General features: G+C 66.7%; 6 protein-coding genes. 3 read left to right on the top strand and 3 right to left on the bottom strand.

Annotation, left to right across the window (positions count from 1 at the left end; translation table 11 throughout):
• The first annotated feature begins 42 nt into the window (after window positions 1–42).
• The 3 genes from NO932_RS02995 (at window position 43) to hrpB (ending at window position 5,743) form a co-directional block, all read left to right on the top strand.
• The gene (locus NO932_RS02995; RefSeq protein WP_309209567.1) at window positions 43–1,554 is read left to right on the top strand and encodes an ATP-binding protein; all 1,512 of its coding nucleotides are present in this window, start codon (window positions 43–45) and stop codon (window positions 1,552–1,554) included.
• 546 nt (window positions 1,555–2,100) lie between these two features.
• The gene (locus tag NO932_RS03000; RefSeq protein ID WP_309209569.1) at window positions 2,101–3,015 is read left to right on the top strand and encodes an ROK family protein; all 915 of its coding nucleotides are present in this window, start codon (window positions 2,101–2,103) and stop codon (window positions 3,013–3,015) included.
• Window positions 3,016–3,253: 238 nt separating this feature from the next.
• The gene (hrpB, locus tag NO932_RS03005) at window positions 3,254–5,743 is read left to right on the top strand and encodes an ATP-dependent helicase HrpB (RefSeq protein WP_309209571.1); all 2,490 of its coding nucleotides are present in this window, start codon (window positions 3,254–3,256) and stop codon (window positions 5,741–5,743) included.
• Window positions 5,744–5,974: 231 nt separating this feature from the next.
• Here the strand turns inward: hrpB and NO932_RS03010 are convergent, their stop codons facing one another.
• The 3 genes from NO932_RS03010 to iolE form a co-directional block, all read right to left on the bottom strand.
• Complete coding sequence (locus tag NO932_RS03010; RefSeq protein WP_309209572.1) at window positions 5,975–8,650, bottom strand: EAL domain-containing protein; 2,676 nt, start codon at window positions 8,648–8,650, stop codon at window positions 5,975–5,977.
• Between the two features lie 250 nt (window positions 8,651–8,900).
• A complete protein-coding gene (iolB, locus tag NO932_RS03015; protein ID WP_309209573.1) occupies window positions 8,901–9,698 on the bottom strand; it encodes a 5-deoxy-glucuronate isomerase in 798 nt (265 codons plus the stop codon).
• 330 nt (window positions 9,699–10,028) lie between these two features.
• Window positions 10,029–10,922, bottom strand: coding sequence for a myo-inosose-2 dehydratase (gene iolE, locus NO932_RS03020; protein WP_309209575.1), 894 nt, complete (start codon window positions 10,920–10,922; stop codon window positions 10,029–10,031).
• Between the last annotated feature and the right edge of the window lie 1,189 nt (window positions 10,923–12,111).

The raw sequence follows: 12,111 nt of genomic DNA on the forward strand, positions 1-12,111 counted from the left end.
CTTCCGCGCGAATCTTTCTCGCACCCCCGATAGGCACAGGCGATGACCGTCGAAATCGACATGGGCACGACAAATACCGGCACGCCGGCCCGGCTCGATCTTGAGGAGCTTCTGGCCACGCGCCTGCTGGTGCAGGGCAATTCCGGCTCGGGCAAGTCGCACCTTCTGCGGCGCCTGCTCGAACAGAGCGCTCCCTGGGTGCAGCAATGCGTCGTCGATCCCGAGGGCGATTTCGTCACCCTTGCCGACAAGTTCGGCCATGTCGTGGTCGAAGCCGATCGCTCCGAGCACGAGTTGACCCGTATCGCCGGCCGCATCCGCCAGCACCGCGTCTCCGTCGTTCTCTCCCTCGAAGGGCTCGAGGCGGAAAACCAGATGCGCGCCGCCGCCGCTTTCCTCGGCGGCCTTTTCGATGCCGACCGCGATTTCTGGTATCCCATGCTGGTCGTCGTCGATGAAGCCCAGCTCTTTGCCCCAGCCGCCGGCGGCGAAGTCTCCGATGACGCACGCAAGCTGTCCCTCGGCGCCATGACCAATCTGATGTGCCGTGGCCGCAAGCGCGGCCTCGCCGGCGTCATCGCCACCCAGCGCCTCGCAAAACTCGCCAAGAACGTCGCCGCCGAAGCGTCCAACTTCCTTATGGGCCGCACCTTCCTTGATATCGACATGGCCCGCGCCGGCGACCTGCTCGGCATGGACCGCCGCGGCACCGAGATGTTCCGCGATCTGCAAAAGGGCAATTTCGTCGCGCTGGGCCCCGCGCTCTCGCGCCGCCCGCTGCCCATCAAGATCGGCGCTGTCGAAACCAGCGCCCGCTCCACCTCGCCCAAGCTGATGCCGCTCCCCGAAACCGGGGCCGACGCGGCCGATCTGATCTTCACCCCCAGTCCCGAGGAAGAGGTTCGCCCCCTCCCGCGCCGCGCCGCGCAACCCGCCCCGCGCCCCACCGCCGATATCCTCGCGCAGCTGAGCCAGCCCGTCCCCCGTGCCGAGCCCGAACCGGCAACGCTCTTCCCCGAGATCGACGAGGCCGAGCGCGCCGCGCTGATCGATGCAGTGCTGGCCGAAATCCTCGAGGACCCCGAGGCCTCCTTCCGCTCTGTCGCCGTGCTCTATCAGGATTTCCTCGTCCGCTGCCGCATCCGCCGCGTCCCCGGCACCCCGCCGGACCTCAACGAGTTCAAGCGCCGCTTCGCCGTCGCCCGCGCCGGGGTGGATACCGACGCCGCCCAGTCCGATGGCTGGCAGGCCGCCCTCGACCTCGCCAAGACCCTCCCCGAAGACGTGCAAGGCGTCTTCCTCATGGTCGCCCGCGCCGCTGTCGAAAAGCTTCCCTGTCCGTCCGATGCGACCTTGGCCCGCGCCTACGGCTCCCACTCCGCCTCCCGCGCCCGCCGGCTTTTGACCTATTTCGAGGACCGTGGTTTGATCGTCCTGCGCGAGGACTTCTCCGGCCGCCGCATCGCCGCCTTCCCCGACCTCGCAGCAGAGACCGCCCCCGGCGACCCCAACGCCCCCGCCGAAACCCCCGACGGCCGGGCAGCGGCGGAGTAGCGCTCGAAACGCACTTGCGACGATCGCCCTTCTCCCCTCAGGGGAGAAGGTGCCCGCAGGGCGGATAAGGGGCCTCAGCCCTTCCGCTCGCACCCGCGTTTGGCGTGGCAATCTCAGCCCCCTCATCCCCAACCCCTCTCCCCCAGCGGGAGAGGGGGGCTCCTCCAACAGCGCTTCAATTCCTATTGCAGCCGCGCCACAGGCTACCCTTCTCCCCTCAGGGGAGAAGGTGCCCGCAGGGCGGATGAGGGGCCTCAGCCCTTCCATTCGCACCCGCGTTTGACGTGGCAACCTCAGCGCTCCCCTCACCCCCAAGGAGAGAAGGTTAGCCCTGCCGTTACCGCGAAAGAGGATCGCAGGCGCTTGCCAAGAGAGCCCCCTTCTCCCCTGGTGGGAAAAGGGACGGGGATGAGGGGGGCGCTGAGCTTCGGCAATCACCAATCTCGAACGCCCCAACCCGCATCTCCCCACCCAAATCCACCAATTCTCCGCTTTTTCCGAAATCGCCCCCTTGCGCCGCCGCCATCCCCCGCTACCTTCGCGCCCATGATCCTCGCACTCGATATCGGCGGCAGCGCCATCAAGGCCGCCTGGGCGGATGAGCCGGACGCCATCACCCCGATGGGCCGCATCGAAACCCCGCGCACCGATTTCGCCGCCTTCGTCGAAACCCTGCGCGGCATTCTCGCCGCCATGCCCAGCCGTCCCGAGGCGGTCTCGATTTCCATCTGCGGCGTCACCGATATCGAAACGGGCCGGATGATCTGCGCCAACGTCCCCTGCATCGACGGCCGTCTCCTCGATGCCGAACTCCAGGCCGCCCTCGGCCTGCCGGTCACCGTCGCCAACGACGCCGATTGCTTTGCGCTGGCCGAAGCCGGGCTCGGGGCAGGGCTGGGGCACGACGTGGTCTTCGGCATCATCTTGGGCACCGGCGTGGGCGGTGGTCTGGTGGTCGATAATCGGCTAGCCAATCGTCGCGGCGGCTATGCGGGCGAATGGGGCCATGCCACCATTCTCGCGACCAGCGCCGGCACCCCGCCGGTCGAAATCCCCCATTTCCCCTGCGGCTGCGGCCGCGCCGGGTGCGTCGATACCGTCGGCGGCGCGCGCGGGGTCGAAAAGCTGCATATGCACCTCTCCGGCGAGGTCCGCGACAGCCGTGAGATCGTCGTGGGCTGGGCCGGCGGCGATCCCGCCGCCACCCGCACCATGGAGATCTATGTCGATCTCATCGCCGCCCCGCTGGCGCTGGCGGTCAATATCACCGGCGCCTCCATCGTCCCGGTCGGCGGCGGCATGGCCGGCGCGCCTGGCCTTATCCCCGCGCTGGATAAAGCCGTGCGCTCGCGCATCCTGCGCCAGCTCGATCGTCCCCTGGTCGTCCCGGCCCAATGCGCTCTGGAACCGGGCCTCGTCGGCGCCGCCCTCCTGGGCCTCGACCGCTTCGCCTACGCGTAAGAGACATCGACGGTCCCGGCACTGCCACGCCCTGAAACTCAGCTCGTCATTCCGGGATTTTCATCAAGCCGCAAGCAGCGCCGGCATGTACCCGCACTCTTTCCCACCCCCAACGGGTGTCACCCCGGGCTTGCCCCGGGGCAAGGTATGCGCGCCGCTCCCGGCTTCTTCCCGCCCGCGAAGCGCCCAGTACAAGCGCCCCCTTGCACCGCGGCCCAAATCCGGTGACATACGCCCCATGCACCCCGCCGCCCCGCTCCCCATCGACGCCGTTCTCCCCCAGCTCGCCGATGCGCTCGCGTCCCACACCCGCGCCGTCCTCGTCGCCCCGCCCGGCGCCGGCAAGACCACCCGCGTGCCCCTCGCGCTTCTCGAAGCACCTTGGCGCGGCGATGGCCGGATCGTCATGCTCGAACCGCGCCGCCTCGCTGCCCGCGCCGCCGCCCGCCGCATGGCGCAGACGCTGGGCGAAGAGGTCGGCCAAACCGTCGGCTACCGCGTCCGCCTCGATACAAAGGTCAGCGCCAGAACCCGCATCGAAGTGGTCACCGAAGGCGTCTTCACCCGCATGATTCTCGATGATCCCGAGCTGACCGGCATCGCCGCCGTACTGTTCGACGAATTCCACGAACGTAGCCTGGATGGCGATCTCGGCCTCGCCCTCACTCTCGATGCCACCGCCCTGCGCGAGGATCTGCGCATCCTCGCCATGTCCGCCACCCTCGATGGCGCCGCCGTCGCGAACCTGCTCGGTGACGCCCCGGTTATCGAAAGCGAAGGCCGCGCCTTCCCGGTCGAAACCCGCCACATCGTCCCCGATCCCAACGCCCGCATCGAGCAGGTCGTCGCCTCGGCCACCCGCCGCGCCCTCAGTGAAGAGCAGGGCTCGGCGCTGATCTTCCTTCCCGGCCAGGCCGAAATTCGCCGCACCGCCGAAGCCCTCGCCACGATCGTCGGCCCCTATACCGACATCGCCCCCCTCTACGGCCAGTTGACTCCCGCCGAGCAGGACCGCGCCATCCAGCCCGCGCCAGAGGGCCGCCGCAAGATCGTTCTGGCCACCGCCATCGCCCAGACCTCGCTCACCATCGAGGGCGTCAGGATCGTCATCGATTCCGGCCTCTCCCGCCTGCCGGTCTATGAGCCCGATACCGGTCTGACGCGGCTGGAAACCCGCCGCGTCTCCCGCGCCAGCGCCGACCAGCGCCGGGGCCGTGCCGGCCGCACCGAGCCGGGCGTCTGTTACCGCCTCTGGCATGAAGGCCAGACCGCAAGCCTCATCCCCTTCGATCCACCCGAGATCCTGCAGGCCGATCTCACCGGCCTCGTCCTCGACCTCGCCGGCTGGGGCGTCACCGATCCGGCAACGCTGGGCTTTCTCGATCCGCCCCCAGCCCCCGCCTGGTCCGAAGCTGTCGCCCTGCTCAAATCCCTCGATGCCCTCGATGCCGGCGCCCGCATCACCCCGCACGGCACGTTGCTCGCAAAACTCCCGCTGCATCCGCGCCTCGGCCACATGATCGCTTTGGCCGCCGCCGAAGGCACCGCCATGGACGCGGCGCTCCTCGGCGTCCTTGTCGGCGAACAGGGTCTCGGCGGCACCTCAACCGATCTCTCCGCCCGCTTCGACCGTCTCCGCCGTGACACCTCCAGGCGCGCCACCGAAGCCAAATCCCTCGCCGCGCGCTGGGCCAAAGCCGCCGTGAGCACAAGGCAGCCCACTCCTGGGGTAGACCGAGCCGTCGTCGGGGCAGGGGAGGTCTCCGGCGTCGATCTCGGCCGCCATCTTGCCCGCGCTTATCCCGATCGCGTCGCCCAGCAAACCGCCCCCGGCCGCTTCCGCCTCGCCAATGGCCGCCAGGCGCGGCTTGATGAAACCGACAGCCTCGCCCGCGCCCCCTTTCTCGTTGTCGCGGATATGACCGGGTCCGCCGCCAGCGCCGTGATCCGAGCGGCAATCCCCATCGACCGCGCCACGGTCGAAGAGGTCTTTGCCCCCCACATCGAAACCGTGATCGATCTCGCCTTCGATCCCGCCCCCCGCGCCGTCCGCGCCCGCCGCCAGCGCCGCTATGGCGCCCTGCGCCTCGAAGACGCCCCCGCCGCCATCGACGACCCGAACGCCCCGAAAATCCTCGCCGCCGGCATCGCCCAACTGGGCATCGGCAAGCTCCCCTGGTCCCGCGACCAGCGCACCCTGCGCGATCGCGCCACCTTCCTCCACCAGACCCTGGGGCAAGATTGGCCCGATCTTTCCGACACTGCCCTCGCGCAAAACGGAGCCGCCTGGCTCGTCCCCCACATCGCCGGCCTCTCCCGGCTGGACGCCATCACGCCCGACCACCTCTCCGCCGCGCTGTTCGATCTCCTCCCCTGGGACCGCCGTTCGGAAATCGACCGCCTCCTCCCCTCCCATTTCGACGCCCCCTCGGGCAGCCGCGTCCCCATCGATTACGCCACCGAGAACGGCCCGGTCCTCGCCATCCGCGTGCAGGAGCTTTTCGGCCTCGACCAGCACCCCGCGATCGCCAACGGCAAAATCCCGCTCCTCCTCTCGCTCCTCTCCCCGGCCCACCGCCCCATCCAGACCACTAGCGATCTCCCCGGCTTCTGGCGCGGAAGCTGGAAAGACGTCGCCAAGGATCTGAAAGGGAGATATCCGAAACATTATTGGCCCGACGACCCGCTCTCGGCCCAGGCAACCAACCGGGCAAAGCCGCGCGGCTAAATCGAGACATCACGGCAGTCCACAACCCCCGCGCACCCCTCATCCCCCAACCCTTCTCCCCTAGGGGAGAAGGTGGCTCTCGCGGCAGCGCCAGTGCCAATCTTCCTTCTCCCCTCAGGAGAGAAGGTGCCCCGAAGGGGCGGATGAGGGGTGCGCGGCGCTGGCCCACCCGCCATCGTGTCCGTCGGTCCTCAATACCTCCACGAAGCACCGATCCACTCACCCCGCAGCTTACCCCACCTCCCGCCACCGCTCCGCGGCAACGAACGCCGTCGCATCCTCCCCCGCCATGGGCCGGGCGATGGTATACCCCTGCAGCGCCGCGCAGCCCATTTCGGCCAGAAGCGCCACATGTTCGCGCGTTTCCACCCCCTCGGCGATCGCCTCGATCCCCAGCGAGGCCCCGATCTCGACGATCGAGGCCACGAGCTGGCGCTGTTCGGCCGATTGGGTGATTGGCTTGACCAATTGCCTGTCGATCTTGAGCCGGTTGGGCCGCAACTGCAAAAGGCTCACGATCGAAGCGTAACCGGTGCCGAAATCGTCGATCTCGATATCGATCCCCAGATCCCGGATCTGGTCGATGTTCCAGGACACCAGGCTGTCGCGTTCGTCCAGATAGATGGATTCGACGAGTTCGAACGAAACCGTGCCCGGAGCGATGTCGAGCCCCCGCAGCGTTCCGATCAGCCCCTCGTCATTGAGCCGCCGCGCCGACACGTTGACCGACACCCGCGGCACGCGGAGCCCGGCCGCCGCCCATTCGCGGTGCTGATCCAGCGCTTGCTCGAGGATCAGCTCGTCGATGGCGGCCACCACGTTGAGGTCCTCGGCCACCGCCATGAAGGCATCGGGCGTCAATATCCCGCGCGTGGGGTGCTTCCAGCGCGCCAGGGCTTCCATGCCCACGATATCGAGTGTCTTGGCATCCACCTGCGGCTGGTAGAAGGCGACGAATTCGTCATTCTCCAGCGCCGCCAGAATGTCGTCGGCCACCCGTTTGGCCGTGACGATCTGGGCCTGCAATTCCTCCGAGAAGAACTCCGCGCGGCTGCGGCCCTCGCGCTTGGCGCGATAGAGCGCGATATCGGCGTTGACCAGTATCTGCTTGGCCGCGATGGCGCTCACATCCCCGCGCGCGATGCCGATCGAAACCCCGAACCGGCACTCGTGCCCCTGGTAGGAAACCGGCTTGCGCATCGCTTCGATGATCCGGTCGGCCAGGCCCTTGAGTTCGGCATCGGCCCGCTTCCCCAAGCACAGGATCACGAACTCGTCCCCGCCGATCCGCGCCACGAAATCGGTCGGCCGCACGGCGGATTTGAGCACGTCGGCGGCGTGGATCAGCATCGCATCGCCCGCCGCATGCCCCAGCGTGTCGTTGATCTGCTTGAACCGGTCGAGGTCGATATGGAGGATCGAAACGTGCCCTTTCGCTCCCGCGCTCTGGCGCGTATGGGCCTCCAGAATGTGGTCGAGATAGCGCCGGTTCGGCAGCCCGGTCAGCGGGTCGTGCATGGCGTTGTGCTCGATCCGCGCCTTGGCGGTTTCCAATTCGAAGTTTTTCGCTTCCGCCTGCGTCTTGGCCTTGATCAGCGCTTCGGACAGCTTGGCATCGGGCGTCGCGTCCCAGTTGACGCCCAGAAAGCGCATCGAAGCGCCCTTTTCCTGATAGATCGAGCCCGCCGCCCGGATATGGCGGATTTCCCCCGCGGGCGTCACGATGCGGAAGTTGGAAAGATATTGGCTGCCCGTGCTCAGCACCTGGGCGAACTCGTCCTCGGCCCGTGCGATGTCGTCGGGATGCAGCCTGTCGCGCCAGTCGCGATAGCTGCGCGGTCCGCCATCGGCTGAATAGCCGTAAAGCTGGTTCATGCGCGCGTCCCAGGTGAGTGCCCCCGTCTCCACATCGAGTTCCCACACCCCCATCTGCGAGCTGGCCAGCGCCAGCCCCAGCCGGCGCGAAATGCGCGACAGCTCGATCTCGCGCCGCCGCTGTTCGTCCATCCGCCGCCGGCGCTCGTCGTTGAGCCGGCCCAAAAGGATAATGGGAACCAGGATCAGCGCCGCGGCCAGCCCCATCCCCATGCGCTGCACCATCGCGTTGGGCGGGTTGGCGCCCCAACCGTCCGCCGGCGCCGCCCAGATCGTCCAGCCGCCCGATGGCAGGGACACCTCGGCGCGTACGGGATTGTCGGCAAGGATCGCCGGATCGCCATGGAACACGCCGCCCGCGTCCCTGTCTCCGTCGCGCCCGGAAATGGCGATGGCGATCTCGCCGGTCTCGATCACCCCGCTTTCGGCATAGAGCCGGTCGGCATCGATCACCGCCGAAACGATGCCCCAGAACACCTCGCGCCCCTGATCGTCGGTGTAATAGACGGGAAACCGCCCGATAAATCCGCGCCCGCCCTGCACCAGATCGAGCGGCCCGGCCAGCACGATCTCGCGCGTGTTGCGCGCCACCAGCGCCGCTTCGCGCTGGGCGGCATTGGCCGTATAGTCGAGCCCCAGCGCCGCCGCGTTCGCTTCCAGCGGATAGACCATCCGCACCACGAGCTCGGGCGCCGCCGCGATGTTGATGAGCAGGTTTTCCTGGGCAAACAGATAGGATGCGAGCGCCGCGAACCGGTTGGCGTCCATGTCCGGCTCGTTGGAAATCACGCTCACCAGCCCATGGACGAGCTGCAGATTGGCGTTGACCTTGCCTTCGAGCTGGGCCCGCACCAGCCCCACCTTGTCGAGCACCATGGTGCGCTGGGACTGCTCATAGACCTCGCGGTTCTGGCGTTCGGCGTAAAGAACGGTGATGCCGATCACGATCAGCGCGATCAACGTGGGAATGTTGCTGGCGCGGAATACCGCCCGCCCCAATCGTTCCAGCCTCTGTCGCGCCTTGTCCCCCAAGGTGAGCCCCGTGTCCTTGCTTCGGCCACTGTTAGGTCCAAAGGATTTAACGCCGCCTTTAGGCGCGTCATCTTGGGGCCTGGACAGTCACTCATGCGTTTTCTGGTTAAGAAAGTCAGTATAGCGCACTATACGTCAAGCAGAGTTCTATGGCATTTCGCTACGAAAACCCCAGTCGGCCCGCAGCGAGCAGCAAAGTGCGCCGCACTTTGCGTCGCCGGAGCTGCGCAGGAAACAAGCCGCACCGGCCTCACCCGCCGAGCAGCCATTCATGATCCGGCTGGTTATGAAATCGCCACACCCGGTGCGGCCCGGCCATGACGTTGAGATAATAAAGATCATACCCATGGATCGCCGCGCAGGGGTGATATCCCTTGGGCACCAGCACCGTGACTCCATCCTCGATCAGCATCACCTCGTCGAGCGAGCGGTCATCGGTATAGACCCTCTGAAACCCGAACCCCTGCGGCGGGTTCAGCCGATGGTAATAGGTCTCCTCGAGATAGGATTCCTCGGGCAGCGCATCGCGATCGTGCTTGTGCGGCGGATAGGACGATGTGTGCCCGCCCGGCGTGATCACCTCCACCACCAGCAGGCTGTCCGCCACCCCGTCCGTCTCGGGCAGGATATTGGTGACATAGCGCGTATTGGTGCCTTTCCCCCGCACCTCCTGGCTCATCGCGTCGGGGCCGATCACCTTCACCTCCCGCCCGGTGAGGGCAGGGGCCGAACACACCGCAAACTCCAGTTCGCTCGCCGCCGTCACCGACCACTCGCTGTTCCCCGGCACATAGACCGCCGCCGGTTTGCCGTCGAACGGGCTCATCCGCCCGCCCATCTCCCCTAAGCGTTCGCCCCCGGCACTCACCGCCCCCGTGCCGGCCACAAACACCAGACAAACCTCCCGCTCCCCGGTCGTCTCGGCCACGGTTTCGCCCGGAGCGAGCCTGTGCAGGGCGAACCCCACATACGCCCACCCGGCGCTCGCGGGCGTGACATCGATCACCTTGCCGCGGGTGCGGGTAGGCTTGATGAGCAGGTCTGACATGGTCCTCTCCTTCTTGTCTCAGCCCCAGTCCCAAGAGCCTCCCTCTCCCCTCGAGGGGGAGGGCCGGGGGTGAGGGGTGCGCAAAGCTTCGGCAAACGCGAGCGCCAGTGGTTTCGCCACCTCAGCGCCCCCCTCATCCGACCGCTTCGCGGCCACCTTCTCCCACCAGGGGAGAAGGGGCGGTCGCGGCAGCGCTTCGGCAACAACCGGTCTTCGTGTCTGCCCCAGCTACCCTTCTCCCCTGGTGGGAGAAGGTGGCCGGAGCGAAGCGGAGGTCGGATGAGGGGGGTGCTGAGCTTGCTACGAACTCACCAGTCGCGGATCAAACCCTCACCCCTCCACCACAAACCCCGCATCCTCCACCACCCCTCGCAAATGCCCATACCCCATCTTCGCATAAGTCAGCGGATGCGCCTTGTCCGGGTCCTGCTCGGCCTCCACAACGACCCACCCCTCGTACCCCTCAAGCGCCGCAAACACCGCGGCAAAATCCACGATCCCATCCCCCGGCACAGTATAAACCCCCGCCAGCACGGAGCGCAGAAAGCTCCAATCCTCCGAGTTCGCCCGCAGCATCACGTCCCCGCGCACATCCTTGGTGTGCACATGCGCGATGCGTGAGAAATGGTTCCGCGCCACCCGCGCCGGATCGCCCCCGCCCCAGGTGACGTGTCCGGTATCGAGCAGCAGATGCACCGCATCCCCGGTCGATGCCATCAGCCGATCGATCTCCGCCTCGGTCTGCACGATCGTTCCCATATGGTGGTGATAAACCAGCTTGAGCCCGAATTCCTGCCTGAGCCTCTGTGCAAACGCCGTCAGCCGCATCCCGAACCGTCCCCAGATCTCATGGGGCAGCACCGGCCTTGCCGAAAGTGGCGTCTCCATCTGCCCGTGTATGGCGTTGGAGGTTTCGCACGCGATCATCACCGTGCAGCCCATGTCCCGGAGCAGTTCCGCATGCCCCCGCGCCGCCGCGAGTTCTTCATCGACGTCGCGCAGCAGCAATTGGGTCGAATACCACCCCGAAACCAGCTCATGCCCATGCGCCGTGAGGATCGGCCGCAAAGCCTCGGCCCGCCGCGGAAACTTGTTCCCCAGCTCCATCCCGGAAAACCCCGCCTCCCTGGCCTCCGCCAGACAAACCTCCAGCGGCGTCTCCCCGCCGATCTCGATCATATCGTCATTGGACCACCCGATAGGGTTCGCACCGATCCGGATCATGTTTCCTCGTCTTCTTTCATTTGCTTACCGTGTCGGTAGCGGGAATCCCAGCGGCCGATAAGCCCCGATCTTCTTCTCCCCTGGTGGGAGACTTCGAACCGTCCTTTGGCCAATCGTGCCGGTGGCGCGATTGGAGGTGAGAAGGCCATGAGAGCGGAGCCTGCCCCTCCGAAGGCGGGGGCTCGAATGGTTGCCCCGAAGGGGCGGATGAGGGGCCGCTGAGCTTCCACGTCCACTCTAGCCGGCGGATCAAGCGCCGTCCCCTCATCCGACCCGGCTTCGCCGGCCCACCTTCTCCCCAAAGGGGCGAAGGATAACCCGGTGCAGAGCTTCGGCAAGAACTGTGGCGCCTGCCAAGAGAGCCCCCTTCTCCCCTGGTGGGACTGGGAGGCGGTGGCGTAGCCACCAATCGCTCCAGTGGAGCGATTGGAGCCGAACCAGGGACGGGGATGAGAGGGGCGCTGAGTTTGCCTGCCCAACGTGGTTCGAATGGAACCTCAGTGCCCCCCTCATCCGACCGCTTCGCGGCCACCTTCTCCCACCAGGGGAGAAGGGATGCCCGTTGCAGCGTTTACGGCAATAATCGACTTTCATGTTTGCCCCACTACCCTTCTCCCCCGGTGGGAGAAGGTGGGCTTTCGCTGAAAGCGAAAGGTCGGATGAGGGGGGCGCCGAGCTTCGGCATGCCCGATCACCCGCCAACCCAAATCTCTTGTCATTGCCGGCCTTGAGCCGGGATCCAGTAACCGGCAGCGGCCGAAGATTCGGTTGACGCTCGCGGCCGGAAGACTGACCCGTAGATCCGCTAGATTTCCCCGCATCCCGACAGAAGTACCACCTCCGGGCACGGTTTCCGATTTTCGGAGTCGACCAGGAACAGGAGCTGTCGAAGGAAAATCAAGATGAACCGCTATATTTTCCTTCTCGAATTGGCGCCTCCCCATACCTGTCCTCCTCACCACCGTCATCCCGGTCTTGAGCCAGGATCCAGTAATCGGCAGCGCCGAAGAGTTCCTACGGACCCACCTCACCCCCTCCGCCCCCTCATCCGACCGCTTCGCGGCCACCTTCTCCCACCAGGGGAGAAGGGATGCCCGATGCCGCGTTTACGGCAATAACCGACTTTCATGTTTGCCCCGTTACCCTTCTCCCCTTGAGAGAGAAGGTGGATCGCCCGTAGGGCGAGACG

This window comes from Pelagibacterium sp. 26DY04, from assembly GCF_031202305.1.
Classification (GTDB): Bacteria; Pseudomonadota; Alphaproteobacteria; order Rhizobiales; family Devosiaceae; genus Pelagibacterium.

Excerpts from the sequence above, each read along its gene's own strand:
- NO932_RS02995 (WP_309209567.1), top strand. The coding sequence starts at position 43 with ATGACCGTCGAAATCGACATGGGCACGACAAATACCGGCACGCCGGCC.
- NO932_RS03000 (WP_309209569.1), top strand. The coding sequence starts at position 2,101 with ATGATCCTCGCACTCGATATCGGCGGCAGCGCCATCAAGGCCGCCTGG.
- hrpB (WP_309209571.1), top strand. The coding sequence starts at position 3,254 with ATGCACCCCGCCGCCCCGCTCCCCATCGACGCCGTTCTCCCCCAGCTC.
- iolB (WP_309209573.1), bottom strand. The coding sequence starts at position 9,698 with ATGTCAGACCTGCTCATCAAGCCTACCCGCACCCGCGGCAAGGTGATC.
- iolE (WP_309209575.1), bottom strand. The coding sequence starts at position 10,922 with ATGATCCGGATCGGTGCGAACCCTATCGGGTGGTCCAATGACGATATG.